This is a genomic window from Pseudomonas sp. LBUM1676 (assembly GCF_059695605.1).
Genome location: NZ_CP166777.1, coordinates 6665287 through 6684516, shown reverse-complemented (window position 1 = coordinate 6684516; position 19230 = coordinate 6665287). Strand labels below are relative to the sequence as shown.

Annotated in this window: 20 protein-coding genes and 1 pseudogene; 15 read left to right on the top strand and 6 right to left on the bottom strand. The window is 60.9% G+C overall.

The annotated features are described in order from the left end of the window. Positions 1-100: 100 nt before the first annotated feature. Complete coding sequence (locus ACA041_RS30955; RefSeq protein WP_210641984.1) at positions 101-346, bottom strand: TIGR02647 family protein; 246 nt, start codon at positions 344-346, stop codon at positions 101-103. Between the two features lie 105 nt (positions 347-451). Further along, complete coding sequence (locus ACA041_RS30950; RefSeq protein WP_497439208.1) at positions 452-736, bottom strand: hypothetical protein; 285 nt, start codon at positions 734-736, stop codon at positions 452-454. Between the two features lie 125 nt (positions 737-861). On the opposite strand from ACA041_RS30950, the gene ACA041_RS30945 reads away from it, so the two are divergent. Beyond that, on the top strand, positions 862-1521 hold the full coding sequence (locus ACA041_RS30945) for a glutathione S-transferase family protein (RefSeq protein WP_497439207.1): 660 nt from the start codon (positions 862-864) through the stop codon (positions 1519-1521). A 142-nt stretch (positions 1522-1663) separates the two neighbouring features. Here the strand turns inward: ACA041_RS30945 and argH are convergent, their stop codons facing one another. Further along, on the bottom strand, positions 1664-3058 hold the full coding sequence (argH, locus tag ACA041_RS30940; RefSeq protein ID WP_497439206.1) for an argininosuccinate lyase: 1395 nt from the start codon (positions 3056-3058) through the stop codon (positions 1664-1666). Between the two features lie 349 nt (positions 3059-3407). Here argH and ACA041_RS30935 point away from each other — a divergent pair. The 8 genes and pseudogenes from ACA041_RS30935 to rsd all read left to right on the top strand — a co-directional run. Then, positions 3408-3521 (top strand): annotated as a pseudogene (locus tag ACA041_RS30935) (sensor histidine kinase); the annotation flags it as partial. Further along, positions 3518-4264 (top strand): LytR/AlgR family response regulator transcription factor, encoded by a 747-nt coding sequence (locus ACA041_RS30930; protein WP_497439205.1) that lies wholly within the window; start codon positions 3518-3520, stop codon positions 4262-4264. The pseudogene ACA041_RS30935 and the gene ACA041_RS30930, both read left to right, overlap by 4 nt. A gap of 138 nt (positions 4265-4402) precedes the next feature. Continuing rightward, positions 4403-5344, top strand: coding sequence for a hydroxymethylbilane synthase (hemC, locus tag ACA041_RS30925; RefSeq protein ID WP_497439204.1), 942 nt, complete (start codon positions 4403-4405; stop codon positions 5342-5344). After that, a complete protein-coding gene (locus tag ACA041_RS30920; protein ID WP_497439203.1) occupies positions 5341-6108 on the top strand; it encodes a uroporphyrinogen-III synthase in 768 nt (255 codons plus the stop codon). Before hemC ends, ACA041_RS30920 begins: the two co-directional genes overlap by 4 nt. A 16-nt stretch (positions 6109-6124) precedes the next feature. Continuing rightward, positions 6125-7267, top strand: coding sequence for a uroporphyrinogen-III C-methyltransferase (locus ACA041_RS30915; protein ID WP_497439202.1), 1143 nt, complete (start codon positions 6125-6127; stop codon positions 7265-7267). After that, a complete protein-coding gene (locus ACA041_RS30910; protein ID WP_497439201.1) occupies positions 7264-8502 on the top strand; it encodes a heme biosynthesis protein HemY in 1239 nt (412 codons plus the stop codon). The genes ACA041_RS30915 and ACA041_RS30910 overlap by 4 nt, the downstream gene beginning before the upstream one ends. A 273-nt stretch (positions 8503-8775) precedes the next feature. After that, entirely contained in the window at positions 8776-9327 is a 552-nt protein-coding gene (locus tag ACA041_RS30905) for a disulfide bond formation protein B (protein WP_497439200.1), read from the top strand. Between the two features lie 178 nt (positions 9328-9505). Next, entirely contained in the window at positions 9506-9964 is a 459-nt protein-coding gene (gene rsd, locus ACA041_RS30900; protein WP_150798684.1) for a sigma D regulator, read from the top strand. Positions 9965-10042: 78 nt separating this feature from the next. Here rsd and ACA041_RS30895 read toward each other — a convergent pair whose 3' ends face one another. Further along, entirely contained in the window at positions 10043-10708 is a 666-nt protein-coding gene (locus ACA041_RS30895; RefSeq protein WP_497439199.1) for an FKBP-type peptidyl-prolyl cis-trans isomerase, read from the bottom strand. A 192-nt stretch (positions 10709-10900) separates the two neighbouring features. On the opposite strand from ACA041_RS30895, the gene ACA041_RS30890 reads away from it, so the two are divergent. After that, positions 10901-11968 carry an AlgP family protein gene (locus tag ACA041_RS30890; protein WP_497439198.1) on the top strand — a complete coding sequence of 356 codons (1068 nt, stop codon included), beginning with the start codon at positions 10901-10903 and terminating at the stop codon, positions 11966-11968. On the opposite strand, the gene ACA041_RS30885 is transcribed toward ACA041_RS30890, so the two are convergent. Next, positions 11965-12429 (bottom strand): TIGR02444 family protein, encoded by a 465-nt coding sequence (locus ACA041_RS30885; protein WP_497439197.1) that lies wholly within the window; start codon positions 12427-12429, stop codon positions 11965-11967. The two genes, ACA041_RS30890 and ACA041_RS30885, sit on opposite strands and share 4 nt — an antisense overlap. 50 nt (positions 12430-12479) lie before the next feature. Here ACA041_RS30885 and ACA041_RS30880 point away from each other — a divergent pair, with 50 nt between their 5' ends. From ACA041_RS30880 to ACA041_RS30860, 5 genes are all read left to right on the top strand, one after another. After that, complete coding sequence (locus ACA041_RS30880; protein ID WP_497439196.1) at positions 12480-14390, top strand: ATP-binding cassette domain-containing protein; 1911 nt, start codon at positions 12480-12482, stop codon at positions 14388-14390. Continuing rightward, positions 14390-14971 (top strand): mechanosensitive ion channel domain-containing protein, encoded by a 582-nt coding sequence (locus ACA041_RS30875; RefSeq protein ID WP_497439195.1) that lies wholly within the window; start codon positions 14390-14392, stop codon positions 14969-14971. The genes ACA041_RS30880 and ACA041_RS30875 overlap by 1 nt, the downstream gene beginning before the upstream one ends. Before the next feature lie 167 nt (positions 14972-15138). Then, the gene (locus ACA041_RS30870; protein ID WP_497439194.1) at positions 15139-15771 is read left to right on the top strand and encodes a LysE family transporter; all 633 of its coding nucleotides are present in this window, start codon (positions 15139-15141) and stop codon (positions 15769-15771) included. Between the two features lie 152 nt (positions 15772-15923). Beyond that, a complete protein-coding gene (locus tag ACA041_RS30865; protein ID WP_497439193.1) occupies positions 15924-17819 on the top strand; it encodes an FTR1 family protein in 1896 nt (631 codons plus the stop codon). Positions 17820-17943: 124 nt separating this feature from the next. Next, a complete protein-coding gene (locus ACA041_RS30860; RefSeq protein WP_201115736.1) occupies positions 17944-18399 on the top strand; it encodes a YaiI/YqxD family protein in 456 nt (151 codons plus the stop codon). Between the two features lie 105 nt (positions 18400-18504). On the opposite strand, the gene elbB is transcribed toward ACA041_RS30860, so the two are convergent. Further along, entirely contained in the window at positions 18505-19173 is a 669-nt protein-coding gene (elbB, locus tag ACA041_RS30855) for an isoprenoid biosynthesis glyoxalase ElbB (RefSeq protein ID WP_497439192.1), read from the bottom strand. Positions 19174-19230: the final 57 nt, after the last annotated feature.

The window sequence follows — 19230 nt, the reverse complement described above, 5'->3', positions numbered from 1 at the left end:
AAGCTGATTTTGTTTTTCTGGCGTCAGATTTCCATCGCGCAGAAACAGGATGCCCGCGGAAATCCCGTAGCAGGGGTTTCCGTGGGCGACGCAGTGAGACTCAGGCTGTTTCCTGGACGCTCAGAATGGTCAGAACAGTTTGTATATTTTGCGCGGCGTCACGGCCCAGGCTGGTCAGGTAACCGCCATCGGGCTGGTCGATCAGTTCTTTCTCGTACAAGCGTTGGGCGGCGGCAATGGCTTTCGGGGCAGCGGTCTGATGAATTTTCAAACCTTCCTGGGAACTGTCCAGGTTGAAGAGTGCGAGGATTTCCAGTTCGGCAACCAACTCAGGGGTAAGCGACATAAGGACTCCAGACTTTCTAGGAATTGGACGACAGCGCCCCTAAGGTGAGCCCAGTTGTGCGGCATGTCCAGTGCCCGCGACAGGGTTTTTTCGCGTTGCGGGCGTCTATTTCTTTTCCGGCGGCAGCTGCGGAAGAGCGCGCAGCGCCGTTTCGTACCATTCGGTGTTGAACGCGCGGTCTTCTTCGAGGATCGCGTCGATTTCCACCGCCAGGACGTGGGCCATCAAATTGAGGATTTCTTCACGCTCGTAACCCACCAGGGTCAGCTTGTTGAAGGTCGCCTTGGCCGCTGGCGGGTTGTCGCTCTCGATCTGGTTTTCGATGGCTTCGATCAGGGTGTTTTCGGCGAACTCTTCTTCGTCGATGTCGATATCTGTTGGCTCGCTCATGGCAGGCTCCTCAAGGAAAGGCGGCCAGTTTACCTGCATTCAGCGCTGTGATGCTGCTGGCGAGAAACGCCCGGGCGTTCTATAACTGGCGCTGCCAACCCCTTGCACAGCCTGGAGGCTATGTAATGCTCAAGCTTTACGGATTTTGCGTCAGCAACTACTACAACATGGTCAAGCTGGCGCTGCTGGAGAAAGGGCTGCCGTTTGAAGAAGTGGCGTTTTATGCCGGTCAAAGCCCTGAAGCGCTGGCCATCAGCCCGCGCGGCAAGGTGCCGGTGTTGGGCGTCGAACAAGGATTCGTCAACGAGACGGCGGTGATTCTCGAGTACATCGAGCAGAGCCAGAAAGGCACGCCATTGCTGCCGAGCGATCCTTTTGAGCGAGCGCAGATACTGGCGTTGGCCAAGGAGATCGAGCTGTACATCGAGCTGCCGGGTCGCGCCTGTTATCCCGAGGCCTTTTTCGGCATGTCAGTGCCGGACGCGATCAAGGACAAGACCAAAGCTGAACTGCTGCTGGGGTTTGCGTCCCTGGGCAGGCACGGCAAGTTTGCCCCGTACGTGGCCGGTGACAGTCTGAGCATTGCGGATTTGTATTTCCTGTACAGCGTGCCGCTGGCCTGTGCGGTGGCGAAGAAGCTGTTTGACCTGGATCTGTTGGCTGATATGCCGGCGGCCAAGGCGTTGCTGGAAAGGCTGGAGCAGAACCCGCATGTGCAGCGGATCGCAAAGGACAGGGAGGCGGCGATGCCAGCGTTTATGGCGATGGTCGCGTCCAAGAGGTAGTTTTGTAGCGTCTTCAAGGCAGCCTTCGCGAGCAGGCTCGCTCCCACTTTAGATTGATGGTGAACACAAAACCTGTGAACACCAAAGATCCAATGTGGGAGCGAGCCGGCTCCGGGCGGCGTTCCGACGAAGCTTTTAGTGGTTAGCGGCTGGCGAGCAGTGCCTGCCCGCGAATAACAGCCTTCTTGACCTGCGCCGGCGCAGTCCCGCCAATATGGTCACGGGCATTCACCGAGCCTTCCAGGGTCAGCACGGCGAACACGTCCTGATCGATCTGGTCGCTGAACTTGCGCAGTTCTTCCAGGCTCATTTCCGCCAGGTCCTTGCCGCTTTCCACGCCGTACTTCACCGCATGGCCTACGATTTCGTGGCAGTCACGGAACGGCAGGCCACGGCGCACCAGGTAGTCGGCCAGGTCGGTGGCGGTGGAGAAACCGCGCAGGGCCGCTTCGCGCATCATCGCGTGCTTGGGTTTGATCGCCGGGATCATGTCGGCAAAGGCCCGCAGCGAATCGCGCAACGTGTCGGCAGCGTCGAACAGCGGCTCCTTGTCTTCCTGGTTGTCCTTGTTGTAGGCAAGGGGCTGGCCTTTCATCAGGGTCAGCAGGCCCATCAGCGCGCCGAATACACGGCCGGTCTTGCCACGCACCAGCTCGGGAACGTCCGGGTTTTTCTTTTGCGGCATGATCGAGCTGCCGGTGCAGAAACGGTCCGGCAGATCGATGAACTGGAACTGAGCGCTGGTCCACAGCACCAGCTCTTCAGAGAAGCGCGACAAGTGCATCATCGCGATGCTCGCCGCCGAGCAGAATTCGATGGCGAAGTCGCGATCGGAAACGTTGTCCAGCGAGTTGCCACCCACTGCGTCGAAGCCCAGCAGCTGAGCCGTGTATTCACGGTCGATCGGGTAAGTCGTGCCGGCCAGCGCAGCGCTGCCCAATGGCATGCGGTTGGTGCGCTTGCGGCAGTCCACCAGGCGCTCATAATCACGGCTGAGCATTTCGAACCAGGCCAGCATATGGTGCCCGAAGGTCACCGGCTGCGCGGTTTGCAGGTGAGTGAAACCCGGCATGATGCTGTCGGCTTCGCGCTCGGCCTGCTCCAGCAAGCCTTTTTGCAGGCGGGTGATTTCACCGAGGATCAGGTCGATCTCGTCACGCAGCCACAAGCGGATATCGGTGGCGACCTGGTCGTTACGGCTGCGGCCGGTGTGCAGCTTTTTACCGGTCACGCCGATGCGGTCGGTCAGTCGCGCCTCGATGTTCATGTGCACGTCTTCGAGGTCGATGCGCCAGTCGAACTGACCGGCCTCGATTTCACCCTGGATGGTCTTCAGGCCATCGATGATGCTGTCGCGCTCGGCATCGGTCAGCACGCCGACCTTCGCCAGCATGGTGGCGTGGGCGATCGAGCCCATGATGTCGTGGCGATACAGGCGCTGGTCGAAAGTGACGGAGGCGGTGAAGCGGGCGACGAAGGCGTCGACGGGTTCACTGAAGCGGCCGCCCCAGGACTGATTGGTCTTGTCAGTGCTCATGAATTCGCTCGTATCGGCTGAAGAAAGATGGCGTTGAAAGCTGTCGCGGATAATAACAGGGTTGCCAATCCTGTCGCTGACACTGGTCGACAGGTTTTTTCCTGAATATGTCGACCCATGCCGGAGCAAGCCACACGGAAAATGCACAACGATATTTTTCAATTGAGCAATATCGTCCCGGCAACCGTCTACAGTTGGACAGTAGGATCAGTGCACTTCTCGGTGCCTTGGCTGACTATAAGAAGAGGGGGTGTTCATATTGTGTATCAGCAAACCCTGTGGCGACGCCTCGCCAGCGCGGGCCCGGGCCGCCAAACGCACGAAAGATGAAAATTTAGCCGTCGGACCGGCGGCACTTTTTGGCCCTCGCGCTAGTCTTAGCGTGGATCGCGGTGACGGACGTCACTTCACCTGTCTACGCTATCCTTGTGCGAGACTCACGCAGGAATACAGCGCAATATGAATGTCCTGATCGTTGATGACGAACCCCTGACCCGCGAGCGCCTGAGCCGAATGGTCGGCGAACTCGAGGGATACAGTGTCCTGGAGCCCAGCGCCACGAACGGCGAAGAGGCGTTGGCACTGATCGACAGCCACAAGCCGGATATCGTGCTGCTCGATATCCGCATGCCTGGCCTTGATGGCTTGCAAGTGGCTGCACGATTGTGCGAACGCGAGACCCCGCCAGCCGTGGTGTTTTGCACAGGGCCCGATGAATTTGCCGTGGAAGCCTTGCAGGCAAGCGCCGTGGGCTATCTGGTGAAACCTGTGCGTACAGAACAGTTACATGAAGCGTTAAAAAAAGCCGAGCGTCCCAACCGTGTCCAGCTCGCCGCCCTGACCCGCCCGGCTGCCGAAACCGGCAGCGGCCCGCGCAGTCATATCAGCGCCCGTACCCGCAAGGGTATCGAACTGATCCCGTTGGGCCAGGTGGTCTACTTTATTGCCGATCACAAATACGTGACCCTGCGCCATGAAGGTGGCGAGGTGCTGCTGGATGAGCCGCTCAAGGCTCTCGAAGATGAATTCGGCGATCGTTTCGTGCGCATCCACCGCAATGCGCTGGTCGCCCGTGAGCGCATCGAGCGCCTGCAGCGCACGCCTCTGGGGCATTTTCAGCTGTTCCTGAAAGGCTTGAACGGTGACGCACTGATCGTCAGCCGCCGCCATGTCGCTGGCGTTCGCAAAATGATGCAACAGCTTTAATTTGCCGGTTCCAGGCGAATTGCACACCCGATTGCCGGATATCCGGGGCCAGGGAGGCCTGGCGTTACCTGATACAAGTCAAAGTGGATCTGGCTGAGCTGTTATTATCCGCCGTATCTATTCAGTACGGATTGATCCATGTCCTCTCGCGAAATCCGCATCGCCACCCGCAAAAGTGCTCTCGCCCTGTGGCAGGCCGAATACGTCAAGACTCGTCTGGAGCAAGCGCATCCCGGACTGCTGGTGACGTTGGTACCCATGGTCAGTCGTGGCGATAAGCTGCTCGACTCACCCCTGTCGAAAATCGGCGGTAAGGGCCTGTTCGTCAAAGAACTGGAAACCGCGTTGCTGGAGAACGAAGCCGACATCGCCGTGCACTCCATGAAAGACGTGCCGATGGACTTTCCCGAAGGCCTCGGTCTGTTCTGCATCTGCGAGCGCGAAGACCCGCGTGATGCATTCGTCTCCAATACCTACGCCAGTCTGGATGAGTTGCCACAAGGCAGCATCGTCGGCACCTCCAGCCTGCGCCGCCAGGCCCAGCTGTTGACCCACCGCCCGGATCTGGAAATCCGCTTCCTGCGTGGCAACGTCAATACCCGACTGGCCAAGCTCGATGCCGGCGAATACGACGCCATCATCCTGGCTGCGGCCGGCCTGATTCGTCTCGGCTTTGAAGATCGCATCACCTCGGCCATCAGCGTCGAGGACAGTCTGCCAGCGGGTGGTCAGGGCGCGGTGGGGATAGAATGCCGCAGCGCGGATAGCGACATCCACGCCTTGCTGGCGCCGCTGCACCACCAGGACACCGCCACCCGCGTCACCGCCGAACGTGCCCTCAACAAACACCTGAATGGCGGCTGCCAGGTGCCGATCGCCTGTTACGCCGTACTGGAAGGCGAGCAGGTCTGGTTGCGTGGCCTGGTGGGTGATCCGAGCGGCGGTCTGTTGCTCAGTGCGCAAGCCCGTGCCCCACGCAATGATGCCGAAGCCCTGGGTGTGCAAGTGGCCGAAGACCTGCTGAGCCAGGGCGCCAATGACATCCTCAAGGCGGTCTACGGCGAGGCAGGTCACGAGTGACTGGCTGGCGCCTGTTATTGACACGTCCCACGGATGAGTCAGCGGCGCTGAGCAATGCGTTGGCGCAACAGGGGATTTTCAGCAGCAGCTTGCCGCTTTTGGAGATCGAGCCGATTCCTGCTTCTGACACAATGCGTGAGGTGATCCAGGACCTGGATCGCTATTGTGCGGTGATCGTGGTCAGCAAGCCTGCCGCCAGAATCGCTGTGGATCTGCTCGGCCAGTATTGGCCGCAACCCCCTTGCCTGCAGTGGTTCAGTGTGGGCGCGGCGACTGCGCAGATCCTCAAGGACCATGGGTTGGACGTCTGCTGCCCGGTGGAGGGTGACGACAGCGAAGCCTTGCTGGAACTTGTGCAGCTGCGCGAGGCTATCGCACGCGTAGATCCGCGGGTGCTGATCATGCGCGGGGAGGGCGGGCGCGAGTTGCTGGCAGAGCGTTTGCGCGAGCTTGGTGCTAGTGTCGACTACCTGGAGTTGTACCGGCGCAACCTGCCGCGCTATTCGCAGGCGACGCTGCCCGGGCGGATCCGGGCGGAACGCTTGAACGGGCTGGTGGTCAGCAGTGGACAGGGTTTCGAGCACCTGCAGCGGTTGGCCGGCGATGCCTGGCCGCAATTGGCGCGGTTGCCGTTGTTTGTTCCAAGCCCCAGGGTCGCCGAGCTGGCACGTGCCGCCGGGGCGGAAAAAGTTGTGGATTGTCGTGGCGCCAGTGCCGCGGCTTTGCTGACGGCGTTACGGGAGCATCCCGAACCCGTTCTCTAATGCAAAGGATGGATACGTGAGCGAAACAGCCTTGCCTAAAGATGATGTCCAGCCAGTGCTCGATGCACCGGTTGAAACTCCACCACCTGCCGCAGTGCAGAGCCGAGGCAATGGGCTGGCGATCGTCGCGCTTTTGCTGGGCGCTGCCGGTGTGGCCGTAGGGGGGTGGGGAGTCTGGCAGGTGCGTCACCTGCAAGCCAATAACCAGCAGCAACTGAATCAGGTGCAGGCCTTGAACGATCAGGCGCAGAGCCTGAAGCTCAATGAGCAACGCCTGACTGCGCGCCTCGAACAAATGCCGGCCGCCGATGAGCTTGAAGCTCGCAGTCGTCTGGTGGCGCAACTGCAGGGTGATCAGCAACGCCTGAATCAACGACTGGAAACCGTCCTTGGCGCCAGCCGCAAGGATTGGCGTCTGGCCGAAGCCGAGCACTTGCTGCGTCTGGCCAGCCTGCGTCTGTCTGCATTGCAGGACATCAGCAGCGCCCAGGCGCTGGTGCAGGGCGCCGACGAAATTCTCCGCGAACAGAACGATCCGGGCTCCTTTGCCGCTCGCGAGCAGGTAGCCAAGACCCTGGTGGCCTTGCGCAGCACTGAACAACCGGACCGCACCGGGCTGTTCCTGCGTCTGGGGGCGCTGCGCGATCAGGTGATCAACCTCACCGAGCTGGCGCCCGAATACAAGGATCGTGGCGAATCCCTGCTGGGTCTGACCGCCGATGGCGACGGCGCCAGTCGCTGGGCGCAATGGTGGGATCAGATCTCGCGCTACATCCGCATCGATTTCAATGCCGACAAAAATGTGCGTCCGTTGCTGGCAGGGCAAAGCCTGAGTCAGGTGCGTCTGGCCCTGAGCCTGGCACTGGAGCAGGCCCAGTGGGCTGCACTCAATGGCCAGGCCGCCGTTTACACCCAGGCCATGGCCGAGGCGCGGGATGTGCTCAAGGGCAACTTCAACCCGGACAACCCTCAGAGCAAAGTCATGCTTGAGCAGGTGGGTGAGTTGAGCAAGCAGCCGGTCACCGTGCTCACGCCGGATCTGACCGGCACGCTGAGCGCGGTCCAGGGTTACCTGGAGCGGCGTAATGTCAACGCCGAGGACTCGGTCAAGCCTATGGCCAAACCTGCCGCGAGCACCGAGCAGGAGAACACGCCATGAAACGCCTTTATGTGATCGTGTTCCTGGTCATCGCCGCCGCCGCCGCGTTGGGGCTGGCGATCGCCGAGCATTCCGGCTACGTGCTGATCGCCTACAAGAGCTTCCGCTTCGAATCGAGCCTGTGGGCGACACTGGCCCTGGTCGCCGTGCTCTGGCTGGTGTTCTGGGGAATCAAGGCGTTGATCGAGTTGGTGACGACCTCCAGCGGCGTGGTCAATCCCTGGTCGCGGCGCAATCGCAGTCGCCGGGTGCAAGTAGCCATCGAGCATGGTCAACTGGATCTGGCCGAGGGGCGTTGGGCCAGTGCCCAGCGTCATCTGCATCGGGCCGCCGAAGCCGAGCGCCAGCCACTGCTGTACTACCTCGGCGCTGCCCGCGCCGCGAACGAACAAGGTCACTATGAGGAATGCGACAACCTGCTGGAGCGCGCCCTCGAGCGACAGCCCCGGGCCGAGCTGGCAATCGCCTTGAGTCACGCTCAACTGCAGACCGACCGCGGCGACACCGACGGTGCCCTGGTGACCCTTCAAGCCATGCACGAGCGTCATCCCCATAATGCCCAGACCTTGCGCCAGTTGCAGCGTCTGCATCAACAGCGCGGCGACTGGTCGGCAGTGATTCGGCTGCTGCCGGAGCTGCGCAAGGACAAAGTTCTGCCACCCGCCGAACTGGCCGAGCTGGAACGCCGGGCGTGGGGGGAAAACCTGTCCCTGGCCGCGCAACGGGAAGAGGACGGCACGGTCGGCTTGCAGTCGCTCGACCGGGCCTGGCAGCAGTTGACTTCGGCTCAACGTCAGGAGCCACCACTGGTGCTTGCCTATGCCGAGCAACTGCGGCAATTGGGTGCCCAGGTCCAGGCCGAAGAGGTGCTGCGCACGGCGCTCAAGCGTAAGTACGACAGCCATCTGGCGCGTCTGTACGGGCTGGTTCGCGGCAGTGATCCAGCACGACAACTGCACACCGCCGAAAGCTGGCTCAAGGACCATCCTGCCGACCCGAGCCTGCTGTTGACGCTGGGGCGCCTGTGTCTGCAAAGCAGTCTGTGGGGTAAGGCTCGGGACTATCTGGAAAGTAGCCTGCGCGTGCAGCGCAACCCGGAGGCTTGCGCGGAACTGGCGCGATTGCTGGCGCAACTGGGCGACACCCAGCGCAGCAACCAGCTGTTCCAGGAAGGCTTGGGCTTGCTGGATGAGCGCCTGTTGGCGGCGCCGTTACCGGTCCCTGTCCACGCCTGATACGTCTGCAACAGGACTGAACGGTTGACGGAAAACCTGTGGTGAGAGCGCTCGCCACAGGAAAATCCTTGTCACAAAGCCTGCATTGCATAGTCGGATATTCACCCTGGTCGTCCGCTTGTGGCGAAATCCTACAAGGGATTACACCTGATCCTCTCGTTTCTGTCGGGATTTCCCTACACTTCTGCTGAACTGTCCCTGTCGGCTTGCCTTGTAAGGCTGGCGCGCTTTCCTCTACCGTAACCTCCTGTCTCCACTAGTTACGGAAAAGCCATGTCTTTGGCCTACTCACGCTCCTTGTTTTTCCTGGCTTTCATTGCAGGCGCCCTGGCCCTGGGTGTTTCCTATTACCTGGAATATGCAGTCGGCCTCAAGCCTTGCGGGTTGTGTCTGTTGCAACGGATTTGCCTGGCGCTGCTCACGGGTATCTGTCTGATGGCTTCGGTACATGGTCCCGGGCGCTTGGGTACCTACCTGTATTGGCTGCTCGGTCTTTGTTGCAGCCTGGCGGGTACGGTCATGGCGTCGCGGCAGGTATTGTTGCAGAGCGATCAGGTGCATCAGCTTTCAAACTGCATACCCAACCTGGCGGACCTTTTCGCAACCACCCCCTGGGTGTCCGTCGTGCAACAGATGTTCGAAGGAGCGGCCGAATGCACGCACATCGCCTGGACACTGTTCGGTCTGAGCATTCCGGAATGGAGCCTGCTGTTCTTCGTCGCGATGACGATCCTGGGTGTTTACCAGCTGTTGCGGCTCGTCTGGGTCGCGTGTCGGCGACCGCTCAGCGGCGAGTCGTCGCACCGGGCTTTGGTGGGCGATTAAACACTTGTATGAACTTTATCTCCTGCGTACCTTGAAGCCATTGTCGCGCGGGCATAATCTGGCCCGCACGTGTCATTGGAATTATGTTGCTCGAATGACGCTCTGCCTGGCCGATATTTGATTTTCAAGTGTGCGACAGGTGTAGGGCAGCATGACCCACAAGGGAAGAGAGACCGCCATGCTCGAAAGTTGTCAGAATGCTCAGGAACGTTGGGGTGGAGTTCATCTGCTGATCGACCGCTGGTTGCAGGAGCGTCACGAATTGGTTCGGGCCTATGATGATCTCGGCGCCAAGCCTGAGGCTCTGGGGGAAAACCGAAAACCGCTGCAGGAGTTCTGCGGAGTGCTGGTCGACTATGTGTCTGCCGGGCACTTCGAGATCTATGAACAGCTGACGGGCGAAGCCAAGGCTTTCAACGACAAGCGCGGCCTGGAACTGGCCGAGACGATCTACCCGCGCATCGACGTCATCACCGAGAAACTGCTCGCGTTCAACGACCTGTGTGATGCAGGCAAATGCGTCGCAGAGAAATTCAAGGAGCTGGGTGGCCTGCTGCACGAGCGCTTCGAACTGGAAGATTGCTTGATCGAAGTGCTGCACACAGCGCACAAGGAAGAGGATCCGGTTCAGGCCTGAACCCTTTTCCTGCAATACGTGGCTTGTGCAAGATGCTCAAAACGGTGCGCCATGCGCGCCGTTTTTCGTTTGTGCCCTTCAGCCCGTAGCGCCATGCAATTCGACTTCGAACACCAGCGGCGTGAACGGCGCTATCAGGTCACCGGCACCGTCGGCGCCATAAGCTTGTGCCGATGGAATCACCAGGCGCCATTTGGCGCCCACCGGCATTTGTTGCAACGCGCTGCGCCATCCGCTGATCACGCTGTCGAGACTGAACCATTGCGGCTGACTGTTCCGGTCGAACACTGAACCGTCGGGAAGGCGACCGATATACACCACCTGGACCTTGCCGTTCGGGCCGGCTTTTGCGCCGGTACCCGGAACCAGTTCCGTCAGCAATATTCCGTCCGCCAATTCGCGTACCCCGGGTTTGGCTTTTTCTTCGTCGAGATAGCGTTGCTCTTTTTCAAGAGCGACTTCGCTCTGCGGCGTGGCGGGGCGCTCGGCGAGCTGGGCTTCGTGCTCGGCAAGAATCTGTTCGATTTGCTCGTCTTTCAGTGCCAGGGGTTTGCCTTGGTAGGCTTGCTGCAAACCTTCGACCAGTGCTTGAAGTTGCAGGTCGGGAACCTCCTGGCGCAAGCGTTCACCGAGGCTCGCACCCAGGCTGTAAGCGAGATCGCGAGCGTCATTTTCCGTGGATTTTTCGGCGGCCTGGGCCACGGAAAAAAACACGCAAAGCGATAAAAAAAGGTAGCGCGGCATGGGCACTCTCCGACCTGAGAAGCGGTGGATTATGCCAGTGTGAATGCGCTTGCCGGTGAACTGGTTTCGCACAAGCGCAGAACATTTTCCATCCGTTGCAACGCAGTGCTTTCGATACTGTCAACATGCCCTAGCGGCGGTAGCAGCAGAGGTCTAGTATGAGCCGCACCCACGTCAGCCAGGAGGTAAACCATGTCGGCCACCAAGAAGCCTGTAAACACCCCGTTGCACTTACTCCAACAACTCTCGGGCAGCCTGCTCGAGCATTTGGAAACCGCTTGTTCCCAAGCCCTGGCTGATGCTGAAAAACTGCTCGCCAAACTGGAAAAGCAACGCGGTAAAGCGCAGGAAAAACTGCACAAGTCCCGTACCAAATTGCAGGACGCGGCGTCGGCCGGCAAGGCCAAGGCGCAGACCAAAGCCAAGGGCGCAGTGAAGGAGCTGGAGGACCTGCTCGATGCCCTCAAGGATCGTCAATCCGAAACCCGCAGCTACATTCTGCAACTCAAGCGCGATGCTCAAGAAAGCCTGAAACTGGCCCAGGGTGTCGGTCGTGTACAAGAGGCTGTCGGCAAGGCGTTGTCCCTGCGTTCAGCCAAGCCTGCCGCGGCACCTGCCAGGCAAGCCGCTGCCAAACCGGCTGCTGCAAAAGCACCGGCCAAGCCTGCTGCGGCTCCTGCTAAAAAAACCGCCGCCAAGGCACCGGTGAAAGCCGCAGCAAAACCAGCCGCTAAACCCGCGGCGAAAAAACCGGTTGCTGCCGGTGCTGCGAAACCGGCTGCTAAAACCACGGCTGCCAAACCTGCCGCCGGGAAAACAGCGGCCGCTAAACCTGCTGCAAAAACCGCTGCCGGGAAACCGGCCGTAGCGAAAACCGCAGCAGCCAAGCCTGCTGCAAAACCTGCTGCTGCGAAACCTGCTGCCAAGTCTGGCGCAAAACCTGTCGCGGCTAAAACCGCTGCCAAGCCGGCGGCCAAACCAGCTGCAAAAACTGCTGCCAAACCGGCTGCTAAAACCGCAGCCGCCAAGCCAGCTACCGCGGCGAAACCTGCCGCAGCAAAACCAGCAGCCAAACCGGCCGTGAAAAAACCGGCCGCCGCTACCAAGCCGACCCCAGCGCCCGCTGCCAAGCCAGCGACTCCTGCGACTCCAGCGTCGTCTGCTTCGGCTTCGCCTGCAGCAACCACCTCGACCACCACGCCTGCGCCAACGCCAGCCGCATCGTCGAGCACCAGCACCACCCCAACCAGCGCTTCCTAAGCGCCGGTTGCCGCGACGCGCAGCTGATGCAGCGCGTCGCGGTCCAGGTGGGCGGCACCCGCCGTCACACCTTCCAGCCAGGCCGCCAGATCGGTCGCCCCACACTGCGGCCAATTTTGCGCCGATCGCTCCAACCGCAATAGCAGATGCCGCTCGGCTTCGAGCTCCAGTGTCTTCACCTGTTCGCGCAACGTGTTGAGTTCGATGTCCTTGGTAGCAGCGGATTTCCACTGCATGCGCAATGCCCGCAGCGGCTGCACGACATCGGTGTCCCATGGTTCGGCCAGGTTGCGAAGCGCCTGCAATCGTTGCTCGTTACAGGCGACTCCCCGCTGTCCCAGCCACAGCCCACATAGCAGCAGGCACACCTTGGCGCCGGTCGACTGCAATTTCAGGCATGCGGTTTCGACGCCGGGACGGGCGTAAGTGTCAAGGGAAAAGCTCCACAGGTCAGAGGACATAGTGCTACTCGCGCCAGTTGCGAGCGAAGCTGGTAGACTCCGCCGCCATTATGATTCGACTTCAGAACCTGACTTTACAGCGTGGCCCGCAACGTCTGCTAGAAGACGCCGAGCTGACCCTGCACGCCGGCCACAAAGCCGGCCTCATCGGTGCCAACGGCGCCGGCAAATCGAGCCTGTTCGCCTTGCTTCTGGGTGACCTGCACCCGGACTCGGGTGATTGCTTCTTGCCAGCGGACTGGCGCATCGCCCACATGCGCCAGGAGATCGACACCCTCGATCGCGTGGCGGTCGACTATGTGCTCGATGGCGACCTGCGCCTGCGCGAGGTGCAACGCGACCTCGCCGCCGCCGAAGCGGCCCATGACGGTGCCGCTCAGGCCCGCCTGCACTCGGAACTCGACAGCGCCGACGGCTACACTGCCGACGCCCGGGCCCGAAAGCTGCTGGCAGGGCTTGGGTTCACCAACGACCAGATGGATCGGCAGGTAGGAGATTTCTCCGGTGGCTGGCGGATGCGTCTGAATCTGGCGCAGGCATTGATGTGTCCCTCGGACCTTCTGCTACTCGACGAGCCGACCAACCACTTGGACCTCGACGCCATCATCTGGCTCGAAGAGTGGCTTAAAAGCTATCCCGGCACCCTGATGCTGATTTCCCACGACCGGGATTTTCTCGATGCCGTGGTCGATCACGTGGCTCACGTCGATCAGCGCAAGATCACTTTGTACCGCGGTGGTTATACCGCGTTCGAACGCGCTCGTGCCGAGCGCCTGGCCCAGCAACAGCAGGCGTATGAGAAGCAGCAGGCGCAACGTGCGCACATGGAAAGCTACATCGCCCGCTTCAAGGCCCAGGCCACCAAGGCCCGCCAGGCCCAGAGCCGGATCAAGGCCCTCGAGCGGATGGAAGAGCTGTCCGCCGCCCACGTCGATTCGCCGTTCGACTTCGTTTTCCGCGAATCGACGAAGATTTCCAGTCCGTTGATCGACCTGTCCGATGCTCGTTTGGGCTACGGCGACAAAACCGTGCTGGAGAAGGTCAGGCTGCAACTGACCCCCGGCGCGCGGATCGGTCTGCTCGGCCCCAACGGTGCAGGCAAATCGACCCTGATCAAGAATCTCTCCGGTGATCTCGAGCCGTTGTCCGGTCGACTGACCCGTGGCGAGAACACCGTGGTCGGTTACTTCGCCCAGCATCAGCTGGACTCGCTCGACTCCAAGGCCAGCCCGTTGCTGCACATGCAGCGCCTGGCGCCGACCGAACGCGAGCAGACCCTGCGCGACTTCCTCGGGGGTTTCGACTTCCGTGGCGCACGGATCGATGAACCGGTGCTGAATTTCTCCGGTGGCGAGAAGGCTCGTCTGGCGCTGGCGTTGATCGCCTGGGGCCGGCCGAACTTGCTGCTGCTCGACGAACCGACCAACCACCTGGACCTGGAAATGCGCCTGGCGCTGACCATGGCGCTTCAGGAATTCAGCGGCGCGGTACTGGTGGTCTCCCACGATCGTCATTTGCTGAAAAGCACCACCGACAATTTCTACCTGGTGGCGGACGGCAAAGTCGAGGAATTCGACGGCGACCTGGAAGACTACACCCGTTGGCTGGTGGAGTACCGTCAGCGCAACGCTCCGGTCAGCAACACCCCGGTCAACCCGGACAAGACCGACAAGAAGGCCCAGCGCCAGGCGGCCGCTGCGTTGCGTCAGCAACTGGCACCGCACAAGCGCGAGGCTGACAAGCTCGAAGCCGAGCTGGGCAAGCTGCACGAAAAACTGGCGAAGATCGATGCCAGTCTTGGCGACAGCGACATCTACGAACCGGCGCGCAAGAACGAATTACGTGATCTGCTGGCCGAACAGGCCAAGTTGAAGGTGCGTGAAGCCGAACTGGAAGAAGCCTGGATGGAAGCCCTGGAGTTGCTCGAAAGCATGCAGGCGGAGCTGGAGGCGCTGTCCTGATGGAAGCCTTCAAACTACCGCTGTCGGCCATGTGGATCGAACCGCTCTGGCTCTTTGGGCAAATCCTGCTGATTCTGTTGGCGGGTTACATCGCCCAACGCTTCGTCGCCAAGTGCCTGACCCGCCTGGGCGAGCGCTATCCATTGCCGCCGCAGCTGCTGATGCCGCTGCGCGGGGGGCTGCGCTGGCTGATCATGGGCAGTGCGCTGATCTTCGTCCTGGAGCGCCTCGGGGTGTCGGCCACGGTGCTCTGGACTGCGTTATCGGGCTTCGTCGCGGTGGCGGCGGTGGCGTTCTTCGCCATGTGGAGCGTGCTCTCCAATCTGCTCTGCGCCATCCTGATCTTTACTGTCGGCCCGTTTCGTATCGGTGACGTGGTCGAGCTGGTGGACACTACCGACAAGCTCGGGGTCAAGGGGCGGGTGGTGGCGATCAATCTGCTCTACACCACATTGATCGAAGCTGAAGAACTCGGCACCGGTAGCGCCATGGTGCAAGTGCCCAACAGCTTGTTCTTCCAGCGTTCGGTTCGGCGCTGGCGGGGTAGCGATGTGTTCTCTTCGAACGGGTTCGAAAAGTAGGCTGTCTGATACACCGCCTTCGCCGGCAAGTCGGGCTTGCTCGCGAAGGGGCCCTATAGCTGCAAACGCTGGTCGCCAGTCACTCAGTACGACGAAAAAATCGATAGTCACCAGCCCAAAGCCGCATTAGCTTAGACATCTGTCACGAGTCTGAGTCGAGGTGTGCAATGGAGCTTCAAACATGGCTGGCGTTTTTTGCCGCCTGCTGGGTGATCAGCCTTTCTCCCGGTGCCGGCGCCATTGCGTCGATGTCCAGCGGTCTGCAATACGGTTTTTGGCGCGGTTACTGGAACGCCTTGGGCCTGCAATTGGGCCTGGCGGTGCAGATCGCGATTGTCGGTGCGGGTGTTGGCGCCATTCTCACCGCTTCGGCGACGGCCTTCTATGCGATCAAGTGGTTCGGCGTGGCCTATCTGGTTTACCTCGCTATCAAGCAATGGCGAGCGCTGCCCAGCGACATGAGCGATGACGCGGCCGTGCGTCAGATCGGCAAGCCGCTGGCCCTGGTGTTCCGTGGCTTCCTGGTGAATATGAGCAATCCCAAGGCGCTGATTTTCATGCTGGCGGTGTTGCCGCAGTTCATCGATCCTCATGCACCGCTTCTGGGTCAGTACCTGATCATTGGGGTGACCATGGTCTTTGTTGACCTGATTGTCATGGCCGGCTACACCGGGTTGGCGTCCAAGGTGCTGCGGATGTTGCGTACACCCAAACAGCAAAGACGTATGAACCGCACGTTTGCCGGGCTGTTCATTGGTGCAGCGGCGTTCATGGCGACGTTGCGCAAAGTCGCGGTGTAAAGCAGTCAGCTGTAAAAAAAGGCGACCCTGGAGGTCGCCTTTTTCATGCTCCGGGTCAGCGCAACAGCTGCATTTCCCTGCGAACAACGCTTGAGTGAAACGCTTTCGAAGTGAACAATATGTTACTTCGTATTTCCAACTGAGATTCATTCATGACTGCCCCGTCCCGTTTCCTGGCCTGGCTGCTGTTGCCGCTGTTTGCCCTGTGCAGTTTCAATCTGCTGGCCGACACCGTGGAGGGCGCCCCGCAAGCGCTGCATTTGCTGGATTATATTGGTGCGGATTACCCGCAGACGGTGCAAGCAGGAAAGATCGTCGACGAATCCGAATACCGCGAGCAGCTGGAATTCATCAAGGTATTGCAAGGGTTAGTGGCGGCAATGCCGGCCAAACCGGAAAAAGCCGGGCTGGAGCAGGGCGTCGGTTCATTGCGCAGCGCCATTGCGGCACGTCAGGACGGCGCGGATGTTGCGCGCCTGGCCCGGCAACTCGGCGCAAAGCTGGCAGTGGCCTATGAAGTCAGCCAGGCCCCGATCATCACCCCGGACCCGACTCGTGGAGCGCCGCTGTACGCCCAGCATTGCTCGGTCTGTCACGGCGACAGCGGTGCCGGCGACGGCCCCGCCGGTGTCGGCCTGACACCGCCCCCGGCCAATCTGCGTGATGCCGCGCGCCTGGATCACCTGAGCCTCTACGCGATCTACAACACCCTCGGCCTCGGTGTCGAAGGCACCGATATGCCGGCCTTCGCCGATCAGCTGGACGATCGCCAGCGTTGGGACCTGGCGACTTACATCGCCAGCTTCAGCACCGATCCGGCTGCCGCTAAAGAGGCGAAGACCTACAACATCGCCGATCTGGCGCGCCAGACTCCGGCAGAAGTGCAGGCCGTCGACGGCCCGCAAGCCGCGGCGACCTTCCGTGCCCAGCGCGCTCAGCCGCCACAGGTCAAGCGTGGCCCGGCGCAATTGCTCGACTACACCGCCGAGACCCTGGACAAGAGCCTCGCGGCTTATCGGGCTGGCGATCATGATCAGGCTTATGACCTGTCGGTGGCGGCATACCTGGAAGGCTTCGAGCTGGTCGAAAGCTCCCTGGACAACGTCGACGCCAACGTGCGCAAAGACACTGAAAAATCCCTGATGGCTTACCGTCAATCGTTGCAGGACGGACTGCCCGTGGCCCAGGCCCAGGCGCGCCTGGACGCGGCCAAGGCCAAGTTGAAGGAGTCCGCCGGCCTGCTGGGCAGCGATGGTTTGAGCTGGTCGCTGAGTTATATCTCCGGCTTGCTGATCCTGCTGCGTGAAGGGCTGGAAGCGATTCTGGTGCTGGCGGCGATCCTCGCGTTCCTGCGCAATACCGGCCAGCAATCGGCGGTGCGCAGCGTCAATGTCGGCTGGGGCCTGGCCCTGTTGGCCGGCCTCGGGACCTGGGCGCTGGCGGCGTACGTGATCGATGTCAGCGGCTCGCAGCGCGAGTTGCTCGAAGGGGCGACGGCGCTGTTTGCCAGTGTCATGGTGCTTTGGCTTGGTGTGTGGATGCACGATCGTCGCCATGCAGCCGCCTGGCAGGATTACATCAAGAGCAGCCTGGTGGGGGGCGGCGGCCGTTTCGGGTTTGCGACCCTGGCTTTCTTCTCGGTCTATCGTGAGCTGTTCGAAGTGATCCTGTTCTATGAAACCCTGTGGCTGCAGGCCGGCCCGGCGGGTCATGACGCGGTGCTGGCCGGTGGTGCGACGGCGCTGGTCCTGTTGGTCGGGCTGGCCTGGGTCATCCTGCGTGGCTCGGCACGACTGCCGTTGTCGTTATTCTTCAGCATCAACGCCGGGCTGCTGTGTGCGCTGTCGGTGGTGTTTGCCGGGCACGGCGTGAAGGCGCTGCAGGAAGCCGGGATCTTCGGCACACGGCCGGTGCCATTCTTTGATTTTGACTGGCTGGGGATCCATGCTGATGCGTATTCGTTGACAGCGCAGGTGGTGGCGATCCTGGCGATCGTCGTGCTGTACAGTCGTAGCTGGATGGCCGAGAAGCGGCGGGTGGTCTCTTAAGAGCATTCGCTTCGCTCACATTCGCGGGCAAGCCTCGCTCCTACAGGGGGATGACACACATATGTGTCACCATATCCTGTAGGAGCGAGGCTTGCCCGCGAAGCTTTTTACGGAGAAAAACACAATGCGTGTCTGGATCGATGCCGACGCCTGCCCCCGGGCAGCCAAGGATCTGGTGGTGAAGTTCGCCCTCAAGCGTCAGTTCGAAGTGGTGCTGGTGGCCGGTCAGCCGCAGATCAAGCCGGGTCTGGCCCTGGTGAAGCTGATCGTGGTGCCCAGTGGCCCTGATGCGGCGGACGACTACCTGGTGGAACACGCAGTGCCGGGTGAATTAGTGATCTGCAGCGATGTGCCGCTGGCGGACCGGTTGGTGAAGAAGGGCGTTGCAGCGCTGGATCCACGAGGCAAGGAGTTCGACGCGCAGAACATGGGGGATCGATTGGCGGTGCGCAACCTGTTCACTGATTTGCGCGAGCAGGGGCAGATGAGCGGCGGGCCGGCACCGTTTGGCGAGCGGGAGAAGCAGGCGTTTGCCAATGCGCTGGATCGAATTCTCACCCGGCTATCGCGCAAGCTGTAGGAGCGAGCTTGCTCGCGAAAGACTCAAGAACGACGCGGGGTGTCAGGCTTTCAGCGTCATCGTTGACGTCCATCGCGAGCAAGCTCGCTCCTACAGGAGGGCGTGTCAGGCGTCGTTTTCGTGGGTCAGTTCGAGCACGCGGTCGACGAGTTTGTTGATGCCGGAGGCTGCTTCGCTGATGCTCTGGGCCAGCATGTACGCCGGGGTGCTCACCAGCTTGCGCGCCTTGTCCTCAACGATTTCAGTCACCGCGCAATCTGTATGGGTGGCCCCCATCTTGTTCATCGCGGCAGCAGTGTCGGCATCATTACCGATGGTGCAGGTCACGCCAGGCCCATAGATTTTCGCCGCCAGCGCAGGCGAGATGCAGATCAGGCCGACCGGTTTGCCCGCTTCGGCAAAGGCTTCAGCCAAGGCCAGGACTTCGGGCTGCACGCTGCAGCCGGCGCCTTCGATGGCGAAGTTGGAAAGGTTCTTGGCCGCTCCGAAACCGCCCGGCACGATCAGCGCATCGAATTCTTCGACGTCCGCTTCGCGAATGTCCTTGATCTTGCCCCGGGCGATTCGCGCCGACTCCACCAGCACATTACGCGACTCGGGCATTTCTTCGCCGGTCAGGTGGTTGATCACGTGCAACTGCGCGATATTCGGTGCGAAACACTGCACCTGGGCGCCACGCTGATCGAGACGCAGCAGGGTGATCACGCTCTCATGGATTTCGGCGCCGTCGTATACGCCACAGCCGGAAAGGATCACTGCAATTTTTTTGCTCATGGGCTTTTCTCCAGATTCATGGCGTTAAATGTCCACTAATTTGTCACTCGTTGCCAT

Bases quoted from the DNA above. Each gene is read 5' to 3' on its own strand.
- ACA041_RS30955 (WP_210641984.1), bottom strand. From the start codon at position 346: ATGTCGCTTACCCCTGAGTTGGTTGCCGAACTGGAAATCCTCGCACTC.
- ACA041_RS30950 (WP_497439208.1), bottom strand. From the start codon at position 736: ATGAGCGAGCCAACAGATATCGACATCGACGAAGAAGAGTTCGCCGAA.
- ACA041_RS30945 (WP_497439207.1), top strand. From the start codon at position 862: ATGCTCAAGCTTTACGGATTTTGCGTCAGCAACTACTACAACATGGTC.
- argH (WP_497439206.1), bottom strand. From the start codon at position 3,058: ATGAGCACTGACAAGACCAATCAGTCCTGGGGCGGCCGCTTCAGTGAA.
- ACA041_RS30930 (WP_497439205.1), top strand. From the start codon at position 3,518: ATGAATGTCCTGATCGTTGATGACGAACCCCTGACCCGCGAGCGCCTG.
- hemC (WP_497439204.1), top strand. From the start codon at position 4,403: ATGTCCTCTCGCGAAATCCGCATCGCCACCCGCAAAAGTGCTCTCGCC.
- ACA041_RS30910 (WP_497439201.1), top strand. From the start codon at position 7,264: ATGAAACGCCTTTATGTGATCGTGTTCCTGGTCATCGCCGCCGCCGCC.
- ACA041_RS30905 (WP_497439200.1), top strand. From the start codon at position 8,776: ATGTCTTTGGCCTACTCACGCTCCTTGTTTTTCCTGGCTTTCATTGCA.
- rsd (WP_150798684.1), top strand. From the start codon at position 9,506: ATGCTCGAAAGTTGTCAGAATGCTCAGGAACGTTGGGGTGGAGTTCAT.
- ACA041_RS30895 (WP_497439199.1), bottom strand. From the start codon at position 10,708: ATGCCGCGCTACCTTTTTTTATCGCTTTGCGTGTTTTTTTCCGTGGCC.
- ACA041_RS30890 (WP_497439198.1), top strand. From the start codon at position 10,901: ATGTCGGCCACCAAGAAGCCTGTAAACACCCCGTTGCACTTACTCCAA.
- ACA041_RS30885 (WP_497439197.1), bottom strand. From the start codon at position 12,429: ATGTCCTCTGACCTGTGGAGCTTTTCCCTTGACACTTACGCCCGTCCC.
- ACA041_RS30880 (WP_497439196.1), top strand. From the start codon at position 12,480: ATGATTCGACTTCAGAACCTGACTTTACAGCGTGGCCCGCAACGTCTG.
- ACA041_RS30875 (WP_497439195.1), top strand. From the start codon at position 14,390: ATGGAAGCCTTCAAACTACCGCTGTCGGCCATGTGGATCGAACCGCTC.
- ACA041_RS30870 (WP_497439194.1), top strand. From the start codon at position 15,139: ATGGAGCTTCAAACATGGCTGGCGTTTTTTGCCGCCTGCTGGGTGATC.
- ACA041_RS30865 (WP_497439193.1), top strand. From the start codon at position 15,924: ATGACTGCCCCGTCCCGTTTCCTGGCCTGGCTGCTGTTGCCGCTGTTT.
- ACA041_RS30860 (WP_201115736.1), top strand. From the start codon at position 17,944: ATGCGTGTCTGGATCGATGCCGACGCCTGCCCCCGGGCAGCCAAGGAT.
- elbB (WP_497439192.1), bottom strand. From the start codon at position 19,173: ATGAGCAAAAAAATTGCAGTGATCCTTTCCGGCTGTGGCGTATACGAC.